We start from the raw sequence: 22,256 nt of genomic DNA, 5'->3' as shown, positions 1-22,256 counted from the left end.
CTGAGTCGCTTCAGCGCTTTTCTTTATATCCGCTCAGCATCGCCTTAATCAGCGACTCATTATGTATCCAACTGGAAATCACTACGCCGGCCACATGCAAAAAGATTAACAGCAGCATCAGATTCACAGAAAGCTCATGAAGCGCTTGCCACAATTCATTACCCTCTCCTTCCTCATTATGGTTATCGTGGCGTTTATCATGATCATCATCGGCATATACAGGACTGAGAAGCTGAATCTGCGCGCCCCCCGCCAGAGGACCTTTACCCTCTTCTACTGCGTAAAGCTTCATTCCGCTCAGGGTCGTCAGTGTCAGCATTACCAGCAACGCGATAACCATCAGCCCACCCAGAGGGTTATGCCCCAGATAGTGTCCCGGTTTACCGGATCTGATGGCCACAATGTACGCCTTAGCAGAAGAGATTGAAGGAACAAAATCGGTAAACCGCGCATACTGGCTACCTATAACCCCCCAGATAACACGTAGCACAACCAGTCCTGCGATAGCATAGCCGGAATAGACATGCAGCCACTCGACCTCTTCTGCCGAGAGATAACTGATTAGAAACAGCACCACCAGTGACCAGTGAAACAAACGAACAAACTTATCCCATACATACACTTTTTCAGACATGACCCTATCCCGGTGATACCAGTGACGGCGCTCAAACACCCGGCCCTGGCCCATAAAAACCAGACCTGATTTGATATTCCTGTTCTGTCATTCTATAACATAAAGCCACAAACCAACCCGGCATCGCCGAAGCAGAGGGTATTACTACGCTATGACAGAGATTTAAAATGTTCAGACATTCCTCAGGATCATCAGTCGTAACCGGGTATAGCGCAGCAGCGATACACAGTAGCCCCGTACAGAGCCACCCTTTCAGAGGCCGACTATTGCGCGCTTCGCATTAATTATGCTTTGCCCGTTAAGCCTCGATAATGTACAGAAAAAACGTAAAATCCACCGGGTCTATTGACCCGACAGGGGAATAAACCGATAGTCTGCACCATCGCTACACTCTAGACCCAAACATTCTATACTCAAACACTCTGATCAGGACGCTGCTTTGCTAAGTTATCGACACTCTTTTCATGCAGGCAACTTTGCCGACCTTCTAAAACACATCGTATTGACCGAGATTCTCGAGCACCTGATCAAAAAAGACAAACCGTTTGACTATATCGATACCCACGCCGGGGCCGGGTTATACAACCTGCAGTCAGCACAGGCGGAGAAGCTGGGTGAGTACAGCAATGGCATCGGTAAGCTGAAGCCGGAGGAGTGGCCCGCCCTTGCCCGCTATTTTTCTGCCATTCGCAGCTGCAACCCGGCAGGGAACTTAAAGTTTTATCCCGGCTCCCCGCTGATCGCCAGCCATTTTATGCGGCCACAGGATCGGGCAACCCTGTATGAGTTGCATCCGACCGATTATAAATTGCTGACTCAGAATACCCGCGACAACCGGCATATCAGAGTATTGAATCAGGACAGCCTCGAAGGTCTGCTGTCACTACTCCCGCCTGCCTCGCGGCGGGCGCTGGTGCTGATGGACCCGTCCTACGAGATCAAAAGCGATTACGACCAGGTGTTTAAAGTACTGAAAAACGCCCATCGCAAATTTGCCACCGGAACCTATGCCTTGTGGTACCCGGTAGTGGATCGCCACCGTATCCGTAAACTTGAAAAACTGTTTATCAGCAGCGGCATACGTAATATTCAACGCTTTGAACTGGGACTGGAACCCGACTCAGCAGAACGGGGAATGACCTCTTCCGGGATGATCGTTATCAACCCGCCCTGGACGCTGTTTGAGCAGATGAACACCCTGTTGCCGCAACTGGTTAAAGCCCTCGATGAAGGTAAAGGAGCTTTTTCGAGCTGCGATATTCTGGTGCCGGAATAACCAAAACAGCTACCACTGAGGACGCCCGGAACACAGAGAAACTATTCAGCGGACTTTACCTGTGAACGCTGTGGCAAAATGTCTGACAAACAAAAAAGGCCGATGCAGATGCATCGGCCTTTTTAATTTTACGATCTGCCCGACATTAAGACTTAGGCAGTTTGAAGGTCCAGACTGAACCACCCTGATTCAGGTGCTTAATACGCTTGGCCACTTCACCACCCCACAGTGGTACTGCACCACCCCAGCCGGATACGACCGAGAGGAACTGCTCGCCATCCTGTTCCCAGGTGATTGGTGAACCAACGATACCGGAACCGGTATTGAACTGATATTTCACTTCACCCGTCTTAGCATCGAAGCCTTTCAGGTAGCCTTCAGGTGTACCGATAAATACCAGGTTACCCGCGGTTGCCAGAACACCACCCCAGAGTGGAGAGAAGTTCTGATAACGCCATACCTCTTTACCGGTTTTCGGATCCATCGCCCGAAGCACACCGATGTGATCTTCAGTCAGAGGCTTGATAGTAAAGCCGGCACCCAGGTAAGCTGCACCTTTTTTATAGGCGGTTGGCTCATTCCAGATATCCATGCCCCACTCGTTAGAGGGAACATAAAACAACTCGGTATCCTGGCTGTAAGCCATAGGCATCCAGTTCTTACCACCCAGGAAGGCTGGTACAGCATGAACAGATGAACCTTTCTTACCATCTTCAGACGCACTTGGGTTACCCGGACGCATCTTTTCGTTATAGATCGGACGACCTTTCTTATCCAGTCCTGTCGCCCAGCTGATCTCATCAACGAACGGGAAGCCGCGGATGAAGTCACCATTAGTACGGTTGAGGACATACATAAAGCCGTTACGGTCAGCAGTTGCTGCGGCCTTCACGGTTTTGCCGCCATCCATATAATCGAATGCGATCAGCTCGTTTACACCATCATAATCCCAGCCATCGTGTGGCGTGGTCTGGAAGTGCCATTTAATCTTTCCGGTATCCGGATCGATCGCCAGGCGAGATGAGGAGAACAGGTTGTCGCCCGGACGCATATGGGAGTTCCATGGCGCAGGGTTACCGGTGCCGATGAAGAGTGAGTTGGTGTCCGGGTCGTAAGTGCCGCCCAGCCAGGTAGCCGCGCCACCGCTCTTCCACAGGTCGCCAGGCCAGGTCTGACCTGGTTTACCACCGGAGATACCATTTTCAACTTTTTTGCCGTCTTTCCAGATGTAACCCATATGACCTTCTACAGTCGGACGGGACCAGAGGATTTTACCGGTCTTAGCATCGTAGGCTTCAGCTTTACCGACGATACCGAATTCGCCACCGGATACGCCGGTGATGACTTTACCATTAACGACCATAGGAGCGGCTGTGATTGAGTAGCCCTCTTTATAATCAGCAACGGTCTTTTTCCACTTAACCTTACCGGTCTTGGCATCCAGCGCCACCAGTTTGGCATCCAGAGTACCGAAGATCACCAGGTCGTCGTACAGGGCGACACCCCGGTTGATAACGTCACAACATGGCATGATGCCATCCGGCAGACGGGCATTGTATTCCCACAACTCATCACCGGTTTTAGTATCCACTGCGAATACCCGGGAATATGAAGCGGTGACATACATCACGCCATCTTTAACCATCGGCTGGGATTCCTGACCCCGTTGTTTCTCTCCACCAAAAGAGAACGACCAGACAGGACGCATATCTTTTACAGTGTCAGTATTGATCTTATCCAGCGGACTATAGCGCTGTCCGCGCGGGCCCAGACCATTGGATACCACATCTTCTACTGTCTTCTGATCCTGCAGAATATCTTTATCGGTTACGCTTGCCTGACTCACGCCCGATACAGACATTGCTGCAACCAGCGCTGTCACAGCAAAACTGCCGCTGAACTTCTTCATTGCATTGCTCCTTGATTAAGGATTGTTCTTATTTTCTGACTCTCACCAGATCTGAGCATAGATTCCAGACCTGATAACATTTTGTTAATTTGCAACCATTCCAACAATTAACCGGGGGAATGAGTTTTATACTTACTTAGTAGTACTACTTACCATTACTGCAGACATCATCCGGTTCTGGCACTCAGAACCGATATGAAGCCACGCCGCTCAAACTCCTCCAGCACGTCAAGCACATCGTATTCAGTAATATTCTTCAGTTCTGAGAATGACGCCAGTGAGCGGGCTATCTGAGCCCCCGTGCAACTGCCATCGCACGCCTGCAGTGTCATCAGGGTCAGCCGGTCCGGAAAGATAAGCTGCCGCGGTCCTTTCAGCACCCAACGATTATGCTGGCCGTCAAAATAGAGTTTGCAATCAGCCTTCAATACCGGCATCAGACCTGGCATTGCAGTGATCATAACAAAGCCTCCCTATCTAACATGAAGAACGCTGACACACAGTCACCCGAAACAGAACCCTTTGCTTCAGAGACAACTATCGCACGCTGATACCCGACTGAAGCCTGATTCTTAGCAGTCCCGGACAGAAGGGTTTCACTGCAACTCTTTGTATTATTGAGCGACATCCTGATACAACCCTGGCAGTTCATAGCGCAGGTTATAGCTGGCATAAATCTTTTCTATCTCACCGCTGCGGATCAGACGGTCAACGACAACTTCAACCTCATTCCCCAACTGGCGATAACGCTGTGAAACCGCCATACCGATATCCCACTGCTGCTTACCCATGGTGGGAAAACCATTTTCGGCTAGTTTGTAGCGGGTACTGGCTGCCTGACCAATCTGCCAGTCAACTTCAGCCCGCATCCCCATAACGGCATCCACCTCACCAGCCTGCATCGCGGCAAAGGCTTCACTATTGCTGAAATAGTGGCGGGTGTTATTTCGCATACGGCCACCAAAGGCCGAGGTCAGATAGAAATCAGGCAAGCTATCAATTTCTACACCGATAGGGTGATACTGAAATACGGCAACAGTACCGACCCGCTCAAGCTTTTCGCTGTCGAACGCCACCTGCCAACGCTCACGCTGATAGGGGCCGAACAGCACCACCTGATCATTGATCAGAAGTCCCTGACCGTCGCGCTTAAACGCGTATTCCCGATCATAGGGTACGCGCATCATTACATCGGCGAGATGCTTCGCCGCCAGCGGGTTTTCCTGGTCTTTATCCAGGTAATGCCCTTTCCAGACATTGTTACGCAGATCGTCTTCGAGGTTTTCATCCGGAGTAATCCAGTGCACCTCCATCTTCAGACCGAAGGCCTCAGCGATACGACGACCAATCTCAATATCCACGCCTTGCGGTTTCCCACCTGCCTCAAACGAGTAAGGCGGGAAGTCTCTGTATGCACCAATGTAGACAACACCACTGGCGATCACATCATCGTAATAACGCGCCTGAGCTGTACTGGTCCAACTCAGGGTCAATACAGCTAGCAGGACTAGAATTCGCATCACTGACTCCGTTTACTCAGTCGTCGATACTGAAACCAACCAGGTCCGGATGGCCCACAGTGCTTCCTGACTCAGGTAATCCGCCATTTTAGGCATATACACCCGACCATCACGAACCGCACCGTTAATGACCCGATACTTAAACCAATCATCGCCCTCTATACCTTCCTCAAGGTAACGCAGGTCAGGCGCGATTCCACCAGAGATGGCTTCCAGTCCATGACAGCGAGCACAGTTTTGAGTGTAGGCCGAAAAACCAACCTCAAGTGCAACATCATGCTTTTCATAGTCTTCACCATAGGGATTTTCATCCAGCCACTCTTCACCCAATTGCTTCAGCTCATGAACATCAACCGACTGCGGCGTTACATCACCATGCGCCATTACCTGCACTGACAGCAGCATAGATAGAGTCCCCGCAGCAACAGCACCCAGAGTTTTAGTTGGCTTTCTCATTTACATCACCAGTCTTATTAGAGTTTTAAAATCCTGGATCTGCCGGCCTTACCTTGGAATACACTTCGCAAAAAACCGGGAGATCGCTATAAGTTAGATAATAGAATAGGGAGGCAAAGCTCAAGAATTCTGCTTTGGTGCTGAAAAACTAGTACCTTGGTACTAGAACTGAATAGAGCGGAGATAATAAAGATTAAATATCATGCACTTAGACCAAATACGGTCTGATCATACATTTTCATAAGAGACCATTAATTCGCAAAAGCATGAAAATATATCGTTAAATCAGGCAGCCCTGCTCAGCATCGGGCTTCACTCTCCCGACAAAAAGCCGCTCGGTGTTAGTCTTTAACACCGGCCATCGTGGAGCTGCCACAGACCACTATCACCATAACAGGATCGCTACCGCTGCCACAGCGTATCAGTCAGTCGCGGCGCCGAGCTTATTAATCGCAGGCGGATAGTTTTGTTCTGCCGAACGCATCAACCACTGTTTTGCTAACTCGTCATCCTGAACCTGCCCTACGCCGGTCTGATACATGACCGACAGGGCGTACTGGGCCTCAGCATTGCCCGCCTCGGCCGCCCGCCTGAACAGGCTGGCGGCCCGGTCAATATCCCGCTCCACAGCCAGACCACTCTCATACAGCCATGCCAACCGCGTTATCGCCCGATAGTCCGGTGATGATGCGGCAGCCAGTGCTTGCAGCAGTGCCAGAGCCTGATCGGGATTTCCCTCGATCAGCAATACCTCAACCTGCGACAGAGGATCGGCAGGATCATTACTTTCCATGCTGGCCAACAGGGTTGCCGCATCGCTGTCGCCATCTAAAGCCGCCACGGTTAACCAGTAGCGGGCCAGTTCCGGATTTTGAAACACCGGCGAATGCAGATAGATAAGCCCCAGCTGATAGGCGGCCGCCCGACTGCCTGCTTCGGCAGCTTCCCGGTACAATTGCATACCCCGCTGAGGATCTTTATCGACACTGGTGCCCTGAACATACAGGTTGGCAAGGTTAAACAAGGCTTCAGCCCGACCGCTGCCATCGGTTGCCAGCCACATTCGGCGTGCCAGTTCATGATGGCCCATCTTGTATTCGGCATACGCCATATACAGTTTGATTCTCGGTTCAGCCTGGAGAAATTCATCAGAAAGCTTAAGATCCTGAGCCTGAGCAGACAGTGAAAGACATAAAATAAGAGCAGGAATCTTATTCATAGATACCTCCCGAAGGCGAAACCGCTGATCTTTTTAAAGCAGCAGTCAAATAGAAACAGGTGGGAATAACCACCTGCTTAACAGCATGAGTGCTGCTTACTTCACAACGAACTCACCGACCATGCCTTTGTTTTGCAACCCATCGGCATAGAACTCAAAGGTCCCTGGTTTGATTGGCACAAAGTAGATTTCTGCCGTACCTTCATCTTCAAATTCCAGTTCGGTCAGACCCAGCGCTTTAATCTCCATACCACCCGCTTCCACCTTACGCAGATAGATGGATGTAAAAAACTCAGGGGCCTGCAGGGCGTACTCTTTTAAGCCACTGGAAATAATCTCTAACTTATAAGCCGTACCGGTTTCCAGCTCATAGCGTTTATGTGAGAAGCTGTAGTCGCTTTCCTCGTTGCCCATCACCAGATCAGGCAGCGCCTGAGGCTTGCGAGTCAGATCCCCCTCTGCCAGAACAACATTACTAAACACCATTGCCACAGTAACAACACCCACTGCCGCTGCAGCTTTAAATACTGATTTCATGTCACAGAACCTCGAGGCTTTATTGTTTCTTTTATATGCTAGAGACGTGCAAAAATTCCAACATAGTACTTCAGGACTATTTGAACGATACTTTCTGCATATTTATCCTCCAGACACGACATCCTATGCTGAACAATGCATCTTTTTGGAGTTAAGCATGAAAATAATGACAACGCTTGCCGTTTTGTTCTGCTGTCTGTCATCCCTCGCGGTAAACGCCAACCCGACTTTAGACATAAAGATTGGCTTTATCGCCTATCATCCTCACCAGGCACCGGTGCTCTCCAACCTGATACCCGAACCCGATGATCGCGGATTTAAAGGTGCCGAGCTGGGACTTAAAGATAACAACACCACCGGCCGCTTTCTGAAGCAACACTATACACTGGTCTCTGAACTGGCAGACTCACCTGAACAGGTCAGCACAATCGTCAAGGGCTGGCTTAAGCAGGGTATTACACTACTGGTTACCGATCTGCCATCGGCGCAGCTCCAGCAAATCAGCGCTCTGGCGACACAGCACAATGCAATCGTCTTTAACGCTGGCAGCTACGCCAATGAATTGCGCACCGAACAATGTCTGGAAAACACGCTGCACACCCTGCCCAGCCGGGCCATGCTGACCGATGCCTTAGCACAGTGGGCGAACTTCCGCCGATTGAAGAACTGGCTGGTGATTAAGGGCGATACTGAGGAAGATATTGCTTACGCCGATTCTATTAAGCGCAGCAGCAAACGCTTCGGTATCAACCTGATCGCAGAGAAAACCTGGGATTTTGATACCGATCTGCGACGCACCGCGCAGACAGAACTCCCCCTGTTCACCCAGACAGACGAATACGATCTGGTAGTAGTCGCCGACGAACGCGGAGATTTCGGCGAATATGTACAGTACAACACCTGGTACCCCCGCCCGGTTGCCGGTACCTCAGGGCTGAAACCGGTCGCCTGGCATCGCATGGTTGAACAATGGGGCGCCGCTCAGCTACAGAGCCGATTTGAAAAACTCAGTTCGCGCTGGATGAACGACAAAGACTATGCCGCCTGGGCTGCTGTCAGAACCATTGGTGAAGCGGTCACACAGACCCGCTCAAATGCTCCTGAAGAACTCTTCAGTTTTATCACCTCTGATAAGTTCCAACTGGCGGGCTTTAAGGGCCGCAAGCTGAACTACCGCCCGTGGAGCGGTCAGCTACGCCAGCCTATTCCGCTGGTTCATCCAAAGTCACTGGTTTCGCAGCCACCACTGGAAGGCTTCCTGCATCCTGTAACAGAACTCGACACTTTAGGCTTCGATAAGCCGGAATCAAGTTGTCAGGTTAACTTCCGTAGTTAATTTCGAAAAAATAATCACAATAAAAGATAATAGGGACTGTTCTATGAAAGCTGTCAAATCCACACTCAACCCCCTGGCTGCCGCCCTGCTAAGTTGCAGCCTGCTCAGCGTCCCGGCATGGGCGGAAGTTGCCTATGTATCCAACGAGAAGGATGACACGCTCTCCATCATCGATCTGGATACTCTGGAAGTGACTCAGACAATCGATGTCGGTGAACGTCCCCGGGGAATAATCTTCAACAAGGACCGGACCAAACTGTTTATCTGTGCCAGTGATTCCGATACGGTTCAGGTAATGGATCTGAGTAACCACCAGATTATTGCTCAGCTCCCTTCCGGTGAAGACCCGGAGCAGTTTGCCCTGCACCCGGATGACCGGCGCCTGTACATCGCCAATGAAGATGACGCCCTGGTCACGGTGGTCGATATCAACACTCAGGAAGTCCTGGCGCAGATCGATGTGGGGGTTGAACCGGAAGGCATGGCGGTGAGTCCCGATGGTAAGTGGGCGCTAAGCACCAGCGAAACCACCAATATGGTGCACTGGATCGATACCGAAACCAATCAACTGGTGGATAACACCCTGGTCGACCAGCGCCCCCGCCACGTAGAATTCAACAAAGATGGCAGTATCGTCTGGACGTCATCGGAGATTGGCGGGACCGTCTCGGTGATCGATGTCGCCAGTCGTCAGATTCAACATAAGCTAAACTTCAAGATCAGAGGCATCCACCCGGATAAGATTCAACCGGTAGGGGTTCGCCTGACCGATGACGGTAAGTACGCATTTATCGCCCTTGGACCTTCCAACCATGTCGCCGTAGTCGACGCAAAAACCTATGAGGTACTCGACTACCTGCTGGTGGGCCGCCGCGTCTGGCACATGGACTTCAATGCCGACCAGAGCCGCCTGCTGACCACGAACGGTATCAGTGGCGATGTATCCGTCATCGATATCGATAAGCTTAAGGTAATCAAATCCATTAAAGTGGGTCGCTACCCCTGGGGAGTCCGGATCAAAGACTGATCCATCATTTATTATGAGCATCGAAATCCGCAATCTCAGCTTCAGTTACGGCACTCTGAAAGCCCTTCAGGATATCAACCTGTCGCTTCGGGAGGGATGTTTTAACGCCCTTCTGGGCCCCAACGGCGCAGGTAAAAGTACCCTGTTTGCACTGTTATCACGACTCTACGCCCTGCAAAGTGGTGACATCAGCATTGCCGGACACAGCCTCGCCCATCATCCGGCCAAGGTAATGCGTAAACTCGGGGTGGTATTTCAGCAAAGTACGCTGGACCTGGATCTTAGCATTGCGCAAAACCTTTACTATCACGCCGCTCTGCATGGCATGTCAAAGCGACAGGCCCTGCCCCGTATCACGGAGGAGCTGGCCCGGTTTGATCTCAGCGGACGACTGCACGACAAAGTCAGAACACTCAATGGCGGTCACCGGCGCCGGGTTGAGATCGCCCGGGCTCTGCTGCATAAACCTGAAATTCTGCTACTCGACGAGCCCAGTGTCGGGCTTGATCCCGCCACCCGTGAATCGCTCAACCTGCATATTCGTGAGTTGTGCGATCAACAACAGCTCACCGCCCTCTGGGCCACCCATCTGATTGAAGAAGTGCACAACGATGATCCGGTCACTATCCTTTTCAAAGGACGGATTCTCGCCAGTGATACAGCCCGCCAGCTATGCCAGCAGCATAATAGCGCGGATATCAGCACCCTGTTCCGATCGCTTACAGGAGCAACAGAATGACTCTCCGCGATGCACTGATCTGCTTTAACGGTCTGTTACAGCGGGAACTGTTACGCTTTGTGCAACAACGCTCCCGCTTTTTTAGTGCACTGGTTCGCCCCCTGTTATGGCTGGTGGTGTTTGCTTCCGGTTTTCGTGCGGCACTGGGCATCGCCATCATTGAGCCCTACGACACCTATATCACCTACGAGGTGTATATAGTGCCCGGACTGTGCGCCATGATTATTCTCTTTAACGGCATGCAGAGCTCACTCTCGATGGTGTATGACCGGGAGATGGGCAGTATGCGGGTACTGCTGGTCAGTCCGATGCCCAGACCCTTTTTACTGCTATCGAAACTGATGGCAACTTCGCTGATATCGCTGTTACAGGTCTATGGATTTCTGGTGATTGCCTGGTTCTGGGGCGTGGAAGCCCCGCTGCCAGGCTACCTGACTGCACTACCTGCCTTCCTGCTGGTGGCGATGATGCTGAGTGCAATAGGTTTGTTTATCTCGGCAAGAATCAGACAGCTGGAAAATTTTGCCGGTGTGATGAATTTTGTGATCTTTCCGATGTTTTTTCTCTCTTCAGCGCTCTACCCGTTGTGGAAAATGCGTGAAGCGAGTGAGTGGCTCTACTGGATCTGTGCCTGGAATCCATTCAGCCACGGCGTTGAACTGATACGCTTTGCGCTTTACCAACAGGTGAATGGCAAAGCGCTGACCATTGTCATCCTGGTAACACTGGTCGCCTCTATTCTGGCAGTCAGGGGGTTTCAGCCTCAGCAGGGGATGGGCAAGCGATAGCATTCCGGGTATCTGTATAGAAAACAGCCCGGCCACGCCCCTGATGTTTGGCCTCGTAGAGTGCCTGGTCTGCGGACTTCATCAGCGCGAAAGCATCTTCACCCGGGTGATGCACGGCGAAACCGATACTGCAACTGATATCTATGTTAATATCCGCAAAACTAAACGGCTGTATCAGTTGATCCAGCAGCCGGTTGCCAAGCTGCCACAGCTGCTGATCACCGCCCTCCTCTTTATATTTACTGAGGACCACAAACTCATCACCGCCGACCCTGCAAGCAAGATCCGACTCCCTTAAACAGCTGATCAATCTATTCGCCACTTCAATCAACACAGAGTCTCCCACATCATGGCCGTAGGTATCATTGATCGTTTTAAAATGATCGAGGTCAACGAAGAACAAGGCAATGCCGGGCGACTGATAGCGCTCCCTAAAAGACAAGTCACGATTGAGACTGCCCATTAAACTGCGGCGGTTTGCCAGCCCGGTAAGCGAATCCGTTTCCGCCATACTGCGCAGTTGCTGCTCCAGCTCTTTACGCTGAGTAATATCATAAAAGATAGCAATATAGTTCTGCACCTGACCACTGACGTCTTTATTCAGGCTAATCGAAAGCCATTCTGGATAAATCTCCCCATCCTTGCGCTTATTCCAGATTTCACCACGCCAAACCCCCTCAGCAACAAGGCTCTGCCACATACGCCGGTAAAAACTATCATCCTGAAGACCGGAAGAGAGCACCGATGGTGTTTTACCAACCACTTCTGCTTCAGAGTATCCGGTAATCCGGGTAAACGCAGCGTTCACCTGCAAAATCCTGTTGTCTGCATCGCTGACAATAACCCCCTCATACGCCGACTCAAAAATGAGGCTGCTGAGTTTAAGAGAGTCAGCCGTTTTGCGCAGCATCGCCTGCTGCCGGTTAATATCCCTTTCGTAGCGTTTAAAGCGTGACTTTAACCAGCGACTGTAAGTCAGGGTTATCAGCAACGCTAGCAAGCCAATGATAGTGAATGCGATTACCTGATTTAGTACTATCGTTCGAATCTCGCTATCACGGGATTGTTCCTGCGCCGATAGTAACTCAGTCAACTCATCCTGGAATATTCCTGCGATCAAAACCCAGCCCCGATCATTCAGAGGCTGAATCAGTGACAGTTTTTTGCTGGGATTCGTTGACCCGGATCGATACCAGTCAGAAAACAGGTAGCCACCGCCATTGCGGGCCGTCTCTATTACACTCCTGGCACTGTCACGAATACGGGGTTCCGGAACATCAATAAAGTTAATGCCCTCCAGTTCCGGGGTTACTCCACTGGCCAGCAAAGTTCCATCACTGGTGGCCAGCGCAAAATAACCGGTATTGCCAAAACGAATGTTACGGATGTAATTATAGATTCTGGGTTTCAGATCATCTTCAAACCGATAGAGATAATCACCGGTACCGACAATCCAGTCGTAGGGCTCAAATACCTCAACATAGGCGACCTTATCTTTCATCACCTGATCGTTATCGGGTGCATACCAGCGGTAATTGGAATACCCGGCTCGCCGAGAATTCGATACCGCCTCAATAAGGCCCCGCATAATGTAGTGCCCGGTGTCATCCTGATTATCCAGCAGAGATCTACCCTCAAGCTGAGGAGCGGTTGGCAACAGCACTGCCGTACCGTCCATCCGGTCGATAAAGTAGTAGCCCCGGCCATCAAAGAAGCGGATATCCCGGAGCGCTTCAATCAGCATCTGCTGCATCTCAGCTTCACTGAGTTGCTGATGATAACGCTGGTAAAGTGAGTTCATCAGTTGCAGCGCCTGACGGGTCTGCAGACGTGACTCACGTTTAAGCAGGTCAGTTGCTTCGGTAAACATCTGTCCGATCATATACTCAGCATCCGTCATCTCCGCGTCGAGCCGTTTTCGCTGTTCCTGCATGAGATTTTCACGCAGTGAAGTCAACTGTTGCTGGTGCTGGCTTTTTGTGCTGAAAAAGAAATAGAGAGTTTGTGATAACAACAGCAGAATAATGATGAAAGAGACCCCCCACAAAAGCAGGGCAGGAAAGCGGGTAGAGTTATTATTTTTATACACTGATCGGATCCAACTCATTTAGTAAACTGACGGAACGCTTTAACGCGGGTCGGCTCACTGTAATTTCTGGCGCAGAAATCATATAGACATAAATGCTATAGATATTAACCCAGATAAAAATGATGCAAATCATATCACATATCAAAAATCAAAAATCAAAAACTCTATGTTAAGCCATAACCCAAACAATAACGGTACTTTAGTATTGGTTTTTTACACGCATAGTAGAATACCCATCAACCCGTACTAACGGTGTAATAGAGTCAGAGTCAATTTAAACAGAGCCATGCGAATCTGAATACACTTACACGCAACAATTTGGTGAGTTCGCCGATCTGCACAAAGGCCTGACGGGAAACCTCAGGCATAAATTAAGAATCACAGATAAAGCTGTTTCTATTCTGAAGCAGCAATGTAGTAAACTGGGTAGCAAACCCAGTCCCATTACAGAATAATTATAATGGGCGGTAAATATCTGCCAAATGGCAGGCGCCCACGGGAGAACAATGTGTATAAAATTCTTATTGCCGATGACCATCCCCTGTTCCGCGAAGCCATTTGCGGCGTCATAGCGAACGGCTTCCCTGGTTGCGAAACACTCGAAACCGAGGACCTGGACAGCGCACTGGAAATTGCCAAAGAGGAAGATGACCTTGATCTGATTCTGCTGGACCTGAATATGCCGGGGATGCACGGTCTGAACGGACTGATCAGCCTGCGTAACGACTCCCCTACTATTCCCGTCGTTATTGTCTCCGCCGAACAGGATAAGCAGATTGTGCTTCAGGCCATCACTTACGGCGCCGTTGGCTTTATCACTAAGTCCTCTCCACGTGAGCAGATGACAGAAGCGCTGCAGCAGATTCTGAATGGCAATGTTTATCTGCCATCCGATATCATCCGCTCAGAAAAACCTTCAGGCAGCATCCATCGTCGTCACGATGAAAGTCAGATCCCGCCTGAAATGCTTTCCTCACTGACCCGCCGACAGCTGCTGGTACTCGAACGGATGTCTGAAGGCGAATCCAATAAGCAGATCGCCTACACCCTAAATATCGCCGAAACCACAGTCAAAGCGCATGTCAGCGCCATCCTGAGAAAGCTAGGCGTGCATAATCGTATTCAGGCGGTACTGTGTGCAGGCAACGTTGACTTCAACCAGTACCTGAAACGTTAAACAGTACCGCTCCGTTATCACTGCCAACAGAGTAAGTGTCTGATTAGTTTTAACTGAATCTGACACTTACTCATGACCTTCTGCCTCACTCTCTGCCTCACCTTCTGTCTCAGTTACTCCAACCCATAACCAGAACGATGATTCACTCCAGCAGATGGTTGAGCGTCATCTTCAGCTTCATCGGTTTTACCGGCTTATTAATCAGCAGATACCCCTGCTCCCGCACGATCTGCTTCAGCTCATTGGTATAATTGGCGGTGATCATCACTACCGGGACAGGATTGCTAAGTTGCCGGTTGAAATTGATAGCCGCATCCAAACCATTCTCATCATTATCCAGATGATAATCCGCGATTAACAAACCGGGCGGCTCAGCGTTCTCAAGCAGCGCCATCAGCTGAGCTTCATCATGGGCCGTTTTCACCCGACAGCCCCAGCCTTCAAGCAAGGTTTGCATCCCCCGACAGATCGCCGGATCATTATCGATCAGCCAGATCGCTGCATCCTCAAGCTGATCTCCGGCCGCTGGTTGATGTTGTTCTTTCGTCCTGACGGGAATCTGGTCCGCTCTGGCGAGCGGAACCTCTACCGAGAACATGGAGCCTTTACCCGGCACCGAACTGACGCTGATCTGATGGCCCAGCATCCGTGAGATCTTATCAACGATCGCCAGCCCCAGCCCCAACCCCTTATCATTGTCTACCGGAGTGCCATGCAAACGCTTAAACTCAAGAAATATATCGCCCAGCTTATCTTCGGGTATACCATGACCGGTATCCCATACCTCAATAACCAGACTGTTGCGCTTACGCCGGCATCCCAGCAGAACCGAACCATGATCGGTATAGCGGATCGCATTTGTCAGGAAGTTTCTCAGAATACGCGCCAACAGCTGAGAGTCGGAACAGATCACCGCACTGCTTGCCACATAACGCAGCTTCAGCTGCTCGCTGATAGCAACCTGCTGATACTCATTAGCAATATTATTTAGCAGACTACTGGCCGGAAATACGGTTACGTCCGGCTCAATCACACCCGCATCCAGTTTCGAGATATCCACCAGTGTACTGAGCAGCGATTCCACATCATCCAGTGAACTGCCGACCGAATCGATCAGGTGCCGCTCACTCTGCACCGCCGGTTTTTCCTGCAGGGCGCTGGTAAACAGCCGGGCGGCATTCAAGGGTTGCAACAGATCGTGACTGACCGCCGCGAGAAACTTGGTTTTCGAGAGGTTGGCCTGCTCAGCATGCTTACTGGCTTCCAACAGACGTCCTTCCACCTGCTTACGTTCAGTGATCTCCTGCATCAACTGATCATTCAGTTTGGTCAGCTCAGAGGTTCGCTCAATAACCCGCTGCTCCATCGTCTGATAGGATTCCTGCAAGGCATAAGCGGTTTTGCGGCGTTCGGTAATGTCCCTGATCAGCACAAAGAAACCGACGGCACGCCCCTCTGAATCCAGGTTTGGCACATAGGCTTTAAGCATATACCGGGGGCCACCCTGAGGGTCTTTCTCCTCGATCTCAAAGGTAACACTTTCGCCGGACAGAGCCCTGTCGATATAGGGTTTAAGATTAACAAACTGATCGCCGCCATGAACCATCGTAATGGTCTTACCGATCAGCGCTTCCCGCGGCCAGCCATACCAGTCCTCATACACTTTATTGGTAAACTGGAATCGCAGGTCATCGCCAACATAAGCGATCAGGGCCGGAACATGGTCGGTAATCAGGCGGATCCACTGCTCACTTTCCCGCAGCGTTTCGGCATATTGGTGGCGCTCAGTAATGTCTGTGTAGGTATTAACAAACCCGCCTTCCTGAATCGGGTGGGTACGGATCTCAATTACCTGACCACTTCGCAGGCTCTGCTCCAGTTCAATGGTGCCACCGGAGTGGTGATGATTACTGAAAGGGGTCAGCAGAATCAACTCACAGCGGGCGATCAGGTCCTCAAACAGCGGCTGTTCATTCAACTCCTCTTCCTCGAACCCCGACAGTTCCAGAAAACGCTGATTCCAGACCTCCAGCCGGCCGTCAGAATTGATCAGCACAACCCCCTGAGAGAGGTTATCAACGGTGTTCTGCAACACTCTGGACTTATCCGCCAGGGCCCGCTCCCGACGCGCCGTTTCGTTCTGCTTCAGTTCGGTAATATCGGTGTAGAGGATAACCAGACCGCCATCCAGCGTAGCGCGCTCACTCACCTGAAACCAGCGGCCATTCTTGAGTCGATAGAACACCGAGTTATCCGTCTCATCACCGCGGAACTCCTCCTCTATCAAACCGTGCTGATCCGCAAGCCGGCGAATATCCTGAATTCCCAGCCCCTCTTCTATTGAAACGCCGGTACCCGCCCAGACCGATTCAAATTTACTGTTATACAGAACAATTCGCCGCTCACTGTCAAACAGGACAAACGCATCGGAGATGCTTTCAATCCCATCGATTAAGCGCTGATGAGCCAGTTCAGCCTGCTGCTTGGCCTTACTCAGAGCGGTATTACTGGTCTTCAGATCCCCCAGGGCGACATTGAGTGCCGCAGTTCGCTCGCGTACCTGCTCGGCCAGAACAACCGAGTGTTCAAAGGCTGCATAAGGATCAGTTCGGGTGGTTCCACTCACCTCAACCCGCTCAATCAGAACCCGGTTGATCTTCTGCAACTTGTGGTTTTCTCTCTCCAGCTCCTCAACCCGCAGGACAAGGTCAATCGACTGATCCTGCCCCATACCACTCATATTTTTCTCCCGATCGCTACACCGGTAAAGGTCTGATTAACATGCATACCATCGATCTGCTCACCGTAAGTGTTGAACCCAACCACCCGATGACGCTGCAACAATTGAGAGACTGGCTCACACTTGCCTCTGAGCTGAGCTTCGAGGCGGCGTAAAAAGCAATCACACCCCAGGGTTAGCAGATGCTCCCCCAGGGCGAGTTCCTCGCGTGTAAGCTGCTCATCAAGCTTGGATATCAGTTCACCGGGCTCCATCAGTGTCAGAACGATACCGTTCTCGACAGCACAGTAGAATGTCAGACTCAGATCATCGTTGACACTCTGGATAGAGCGGACGAAATATTCCTCGCCAATCCTGACCGCGATCGGGTTAAGGGCAAACGACTCATGATTAAGCTCCTCCACCGGCACTCCCACAATGCGGGAGTACTCAATGGCTGCAGGTTCCGCATTCAGCTCAATCACCCTGCGCTGCTCGCTATCAGCCTCCGTGACCACCAGCTTGGTATCACGGCTTTCCATATGGTGGCCGCTGAACACCCGGAATTCGCAACGGGTATTCACCAGAATAATCACCGCTGCATTGGTATGAAAAGCACCATCGAAAAAGACATGAGTATTAGCCAGACAGATATCATCCCCGGCAGAGCCACCGAAATGGGGAATACTACCCAGTGCGGAATCCAGTGTTACCAACACCTTTTCCTCCTGAGTAGACAATCCATCAAACAGTGTCAGGGCAAAACTATGATCTTTGATCGGCGCAACTTGCTGTTGCAGACACTGTTCAGACAGCTGTTCCACCACCCCCTGGGCATCATTAAAATCAAAGTTTTCCAAGCTGCTGATCAGGCGTCCGCTCACGGCAAAATACTCACTGGAAAAACCTATCGCAGAGATACAGCCCTGATCATAACCCTCGACAGTAATCTCGCCAGCGGAGGTACATCCGACCACCAGAGTATCTTTGAATCGCTGCTGAAACGCCTTGGACAGGTTATACAGCTGATACTCAGCCGAGCAAAAAAACAGAACAAAGCTAAGGTCGGGCCTGTTCAGCTGCTGGAAGAGCTGATCGACGGCCACCCGTTCATCACGTTCGGTTGAAAATGCAGTGCACAGTTCTGGCTGGCATATATTCTTCTGAGATGATTGATTCGTCACAGTGGTCACATCGCTAGTTTGAGATGACCTTTGAGTCTAAAATGGAATGACAATTGAAAATAGTATACTTGAGTACCTGATAAGTACTACAGGAGAGAAAAAATCCAGTTAACGTGTTGTTTTATATATACTTATAGTTTACAAAAACAAGACTAAAGTAGTAAGAAAGCATCCTCGCCGGCAGAGGAAGGGGTTTGCCGGCGAGGATGCGGGTGCCGTCAGGCAGATTACCAGCTCAGGACAGCGCCCAGAGCAACGGTATCGGTTTCAGAGGTATCAATTGTGCCGTTATCGGTTTTGTGAACCGTATATTCAGCAACCAATGTCAGGTTGTCATTGATACTGTGAAACAGTGCGGCACCGGTCAGAGAGTCCTGGGTCGTAACTGAACTGCCTGCAGCAGTATTTTCAGTCTGACCATAGGAAAGCACAACACGGTTTGCATTGAAAGCATATGAACCCTGTACCAGATAACCTTCAGATTCAGCGCTGTCCGTCAGAGTATTGCTGGCAAACACGCTGCTGATGCCTTCCTGATCAAATCCGGATGCGGTCAGTGCGAAGCCCGCGGCTGCAATCCGGGCACCGTAAGAAATACCCTGAGCATCCACTCCGGAAGTCACCGAATCTCCGACTGCACCACCGACCCAGGCTTTGATTGCAACGCCATCGTAATCCGCCGTATAGGTTGCTTCAGTTTCAAAGCGCGCGGAGTTCGAGTCATCTACAGTATCACCCGTGGTGTTCGGATCAAGTACACCCACGGCAACCTGAAAACCACTCATAACCGGTGAACGGTAAGTGATCTGCGCGGTTGGGTTAGCATAGGGATAACCGGTGGTGATGTTACCGAATGTAGTATTACTTGTGGCTGCTGGTGCAAAGCCAACACCCATCAGCAGCTCATCACCAAAGATGTTACTGCGACCATACAGACCAAAATCCTTACCGAACAACACCTGACCAAAGTCGCCGTCGACCGTTGCATAAAACTGACGCACATCGATCATGGAATCAGTTTTAGTTCCATCGCCATCCTGGTTGCTATCGTTGATAGAAACCCAGAAAGAGGAACGACCACCGACAGTCAGATCACCCACCTTTTTGCCGACATTAAAGCCGATATAGTTTGGCAGAAATCCCATGCGCACGCGGGAGGTCTTGGTATTGGTATCAGCGACTTTATCTTCGCTGTCCTGATAGGTGTAGAAAGCATTGAAATAGCCGTCTACTGAGAAGGTTGTACCATCCTGATCGTACAGGCTGATACCAGCCATTGCACTGTTACTGAATGCTACTGCCAAGGCTAACGGCACGCTGCGCCATAGTTTTTTATTATTCATTATGCCCTCTGATTCTTCATCGATTGGTTTATTGTGTAAGTCAGGGCATTATTGGGCTTTGTGACACCAGACTACAGGCGACTTTAGCACCGTTCAGACCGGCAATTAGACGGCCGACCAAACCTCTCTATCGCCCCGCCCACAAAGGATAAACAGGCGTAAAGCGAAAGTACCTCATACTCAAGCGGCGCTGCGATTACACCTTTAGTGCCTACCCGCCCGACACAGTATAGAGAAGACTCTTTCACACAAAACCTTCACAACACGCCGGATTCACGAATAAATGAGACGAAAAACGAGACACAAAAAAGCCCGCTACCAGAAGGAAGCGGGCCTGTTAACAACAGCACATTATACTATCAGAGTTTAACCATACTCAGTTACTGCTGACATGATCGAGTAACAGTTCTGGTTTGAAACCAAGCGCAAATCCTCCCCAGTGCCGGCCATTAACATACACAGGGAAGGTCAGATCATTCAACACCTCACCCGTGTCCCGAACAAAGGTCTGCAGCAGGAACGGCGCGGTATTAGTTGCCCGACGAACCTCAGCACGGCTGCCTTTAAAGAAACGCCGATGACGGCTTTTCACATTATCCGTTTCAAAATTACCGGTCAGCGGTTCAGACACCTTAAGGTGATGCGCCGGAGCATAACCGTCAACACCAATGGCAAGGGCGTAGATCAGATCCGGCTTCTGCCTTAAATAATCATCGTACATTGGTCGCAACAGGTTTTCGAAGGCATCGACATAGCTGACATCGAACTTTTCAGGCAACTGACCTTCGTTGGTCCGCTTATAATTCCGATCAAATACGTCGAATCCCTCACTGCTCAGTTGCTCCAGAGCCCCCTGGATCTGTCGGGTCCATTCGCGTCCCGCCTGAATGATGTTTTCAAAGCTGCCATAGCCAATAATAAAGCGCGACAACAGCTCCTGAGTCTCCTCGGTTGAACTTTCAAGATCAGCGGAGAACTCCCTTGAACGCTCCATCTCATCACGGATATCGCCACTGATACCAGCGATACGCTCAACATGAGAATGGGACTCTTTGTTAGTGTATGACAACTCATCGAGGGTCGAACTGATAGTAGTCAGCTGATTATTCACACCTTCGAAATCATGAACCAGACGGGTGAACTGTACACTGGTATCACTGATAAAGCCCTCTGTGTTACGGGTATATTCGAGAATGTTAGCTGAATTAGTCTTGGTATCATTGACCAGGTCAGTCATCACTGAAATATTCTGATCAATCTCAGAAGTGGCCGTTTGTACCTGCTGCGACAGATTACGCACCTCGTCGGCTACCACGGCAAAGCCCCGTCCCGCCTCACCGGCTCTGGCGGCTTCAATCGAGGCGTTCAGCGCCAACAGGTTAGTCTGGTCAGAAAACCGTTTTACCATCGAAAGAATTTCAGTAATGGTCTCAGAGCTGGCACTCAGTTTTTCAACCGTATCCTGAAAGCCGGATGCCAGTTCGGAAATAGTACGCACCTGACCCAGCACCTGTTCCAGCTCATGACTGGAGCTTCTGATCTCATTCAGGTTATTACTGGTATATTCAGATATTTTCAGGGTATTCCCAGCAACTTCCTGAATCGCCGAAGTAGACTCCTGACTGGAAATCAGCACCTGCTGAGCCTGCTCTTCCTGCTCACTGGTTGACTGATGAACCTCCTGTAACACCTTACTCAATTGGGTGGCACTGAGCGCCACTCTGACACTGTGGTTACGGGTATCAGCAATAATTTTTTTCAGACTGGTAGAAAATCCATTATAACTGGACGCCATGGTGGAGATTTCATCATGGGTAAAATCAGGCAGTGTTGCGGAGATATCACCATCCTTGTCTTTGATGGCGCTGAGGACATCGATCATTTTACGTATCGGCCGTAAAAAAATATGCCGCATAAAAAATATCGTAAATAGCGAAGCGCCGATGGCAAAGACCAACAACAACCCACTGAACATCTGCAACTGATTCAGTTTCGAGACCAGTTCCGGGTTATTGGCGGACTGAATCACAGCCTGTTCCAGTTCCCCATAGCTGTACAAATTCAGTCCCATAAACAATAGCGAGGGCAGTAGCATAAAAGCTACATTTCCGACTATTTTACGGGTTAGTGAATTGAAAAAATTTCGTTCTACTGTGTCATAGAGCCCCATACTCATCCACTTCTTTGTCGTTATTATTCGGATACGATAAGTACCCTTTTAAATGAAAAGCCTTGCCGTTAAAAGAAAAAAACTACCCATTTCATGTAATCGCCATGTTTAACATAAAGATAGAGACCAAAGG

The 22,256-nt window shown here is 50.3% G+C and carries 18 protein-coding genes; 6 read left to right on the top strand and 12 right to left on the bottom strand.

Annotated elements, in window-relative coordinates; translation table 11 throughout:
• Positions 1-10: 10 nt before the first annotated feature.
• Entirely contained in the window at positions 11-634 is a 624-nt protein-coding gene (locus KDX31_06700; GenBank protein UTW04685.1) for a cytochrome b/b6 domain-containing protein, read from the bottom strand.
• 439 nt (positions 635-1,073) lie between these two features.
• On the opposite strand from KDX31_06700, the gene KDX31_06695 reads away from it, so the two are divergent.
• Positions 1,074-1,910, top strand: a complete 837-nt coding sequence (locus KDX31_06695) for a 23S rRNA (adenine(2030)-N(6))-methyltransferase RlmJ (protein UTW04684.1) — start codon at positions 1,074-1,076, stop codon at positions 1,908-1,910.
• 145 nt (positions 1,911-2,055) lie between these two features.
• Here the strand turns inward: KDX31_06695 and KDX31_06690 are convergent, their stop codons facing one another.
• The 6 genes from KDX31_06690 to KDX31_06665 all read right to left on the bottom strand — a co-directional run bounded on the left by KDX31_06690 (position 2,056) and on the right by KDX31_06665 (position 7,551).
• A complete protein-coding gene (locus KDX31_06690; GenBank protein ID UTW04683.1) occupies positions 2,056-3,819 on the bottom strand; it encodes a PQQ-dependent methanol/ethanol family dehydrogenase in 1,764 nt (587 codons plus the stop codon).
• A 167-nt stretch (positions 3,820-3,986) separates the two neighbouring features.
• Positions 3,987-4,280 carry a hypothetical protein gene (locus KDX31_06685; GenBank protein ID UTW04682.1) on the bottom strand — a complete coding sequence of 98 codons (294 nt, stop codon included), beginning with the start codon at positions 4,278-4,280 and terminating at the stop codon, positions 3,987-3,989.
• 153 nt (positions 4,281-4,433) lie between these two features.
• The gene (locus KDX31_06680; protein UTW04681.1) at positions 4,434-5,339 is read right to left on the bottom strand and encodes a transporter substrate-binding domain-containing protein; all 906 of its coding nucleotides are present in this window, start codon (positions 5,337-5,339) and stop codon (positions 4,434-4,436) included.
• Positions 5,340-5,351: 12 nt separating this feature from the next.
• Entirely contained in the window at positions 5,352-5,795 is a 444-nt protein-coding gene (pedF, locus tag KDX31_06675) for a cytochrome c-550 PedF (protein UTW04680.1), read from the bottom strand.
• 421 nt (positions 5,796-6,216) lie between these two features.
• Complete coding sequence (locus KDX31_06670) at positions 6,217-7,014, bottom strand: sel1 repeat family protein (protein ID UTW04679.1); 798 nt, start codon at positions 7,012-7,014, stop codon at positions 6,217-6,219.
• Positions 7,015-7,110: 96 nt separating this feature from the next.
• Positions 7,111-7,551: a copper-binding protein gene (locus tag KDX31_06665; GenBank protein UTW04678.1), complete on the bottom strand. Its 441-nt coding sequence runs from the start codon at positions 7,549-7,551 to the stop codon at positions 7,111-7,113.
• Between the two features lie 157 nt (positions 7,552-7,708).
• Here KDX31_06665 and KDX31_06660 point away from each other — a divergent pair, with 157 nt between their 5' ends.
• From KDX31_06660 to KDX31_06645, 4 genes are read left to right on the top strand one after another with little or no spacing between them, the layout of a single operon-like run.
• Entirely contained in the window at positions 7,709-8,887 is a 1,179-nt protein-coding gene (locus tag KDX31_06660; GenBank protein UTW04677.1) for an ABC transporter substrate-binding protein, read from the top strand.
• A gap of 43 nt (positions 8,888-8,930) precedes the next feature.
• Positions 8,931-9,914 carry a YVTN family beta-propeller repeat protein gene (locus KDX31_06655; protein UTW04676.1) on the top strand — a complete coding sequence of 328 codons (984 nt, stop codon included), beginning with the start codon at positions 8,931-8,933 and terminating at the stop codon, positions 9,912-9,914.
• Positions 9,915-9,927: 13 nt separating this feature from the next.
• The gene (locus tag KDX31_06650; GenBank protein UTW04675.1) at positions 9,928-10,653 is read left to right on the top strand and encodes an ATP-binding cassette domain-containing protein; all 726 of its coding nucleotides are present in this window, start codon (positions 9,928-9,930) and stop codon (positions 10,651-10,653) included.
• The gene (locus KDX31_06645) at positions 10,650-11,441 is read left to right on the top strand and encodes an ABC transporter permease (GenBank protein ID UTW04674.1); all 792 of its coding nucleotides are present in this window, start codon (positions 10,650-10,652) and stop codon (positions 11,439-11,441) included. Before KDX31_06650 ends, KDX31_06645 begins: the two co-directional genes overlap by 4 nt.
• Here KDX31_06645 and KDX31_06640 read toward each other — a convergent pair.
• Positions 11,401-13,530, bottom strand: coding sequence for a cache domain-containing protein (locus KDX31_06640; protein UTW04673.1), 2,130 nt, complete (start codon positions 13,528-13,530; stop codon positions 11,401-11,403). The genes KDX31_06645 and KDX31_06640 overlap by 41 nt on opposite strands.
• A 508-nt stretch (positions 13,531-14,038) precedes the next feature.
• Between KDX31_06640 and KDX31_06635 the strand changes: the two genes are divergently transcribed.
• Positions 14,039-14,707 carry a response regulator transcription factor gene (locus KDX31_06635; GenBank protein ID UTW04672.1) on the top strand — a complete coding sequence of 223 codons (669 nt, stop codon included), beginning with the start codon at positions 14,039-14,041 and terminating at the stop codon, positions 14,705-14,707.
• 142 nt (positions 14,708-14,849) lie between these two features.
• Here KDX31_06635 and KDX31_06630 read toward each other — a convergent pair whose 3' ends face one another.
• The 4 genes from KDX31_06630 to KDX31_06615 form a co-directional block, all read right to left on the bottom strand.
• Positions 14,850-17,447, bottom strand: a complete 2,598-nt coding sequence (locus KDX31_06630) for a PAS domain-containing protein (GenBank protein ID UTW04671.1) — start codon at positions 17,445-17,447, stop codon at positions 14,850-14,852.
• Positions 17,444-18,610 carry an FIST C-terminal domain-containing protein gene (locus tag KDX31_06625; protein ID UTW04670.1) on the bottom strand — a complete coding sequence of 389 codons (1,167 nt, stop codon included), beginning with the start codon at positions 18,608-18,610 and terminating at the stop codon, positions 17,444-17,446. Before KDX31_06625 ends, KDX31_06630 begins: the two co-directional genes overlap by 4 nt.
• A 227-nt stretch (positions 18,611-18,837) precedes the next feature.
• The gene (locus KDX31_06620) at positions 18,838-19,953 is read right to left on the bottom strand and encodes a porin (protein ID UTW04669.1); all 1,116 of its coding nucleotides are present in this window, start codon (positions 19,951-19,953) and stop codon (positions 18,838-18,840) included.
• 376 nt (positions 19,954-20,329) lie between these two features.
• On the bottom strand, positions 20,330-22,123 hold the full coding sequence (locus KDX31_06615) for a methyl-accepting chemotaxis protein (protein UTW04668.1): 1,794 nt from the start codon (positions 22,121-22,123) through the stop codon (positions 20,330-20,332).
• Positions 22,124-22,256: the final 133 nt, after the last annotated feature.

Source organism: Amphritea atlantica, assembly GCA_024397875.1.
In the GTDB taxonomy this organism is placed as follows: domain Bacteria; phylum Pseudomonadota; class Gammaproteobacteria; order Pseudomonadales; family Balneatricaceae; genus Amphritea; species Amphritea atlantica_B.
This window is presented reverse-complemented; position numbering and strand designations above follow the sequence as displayed.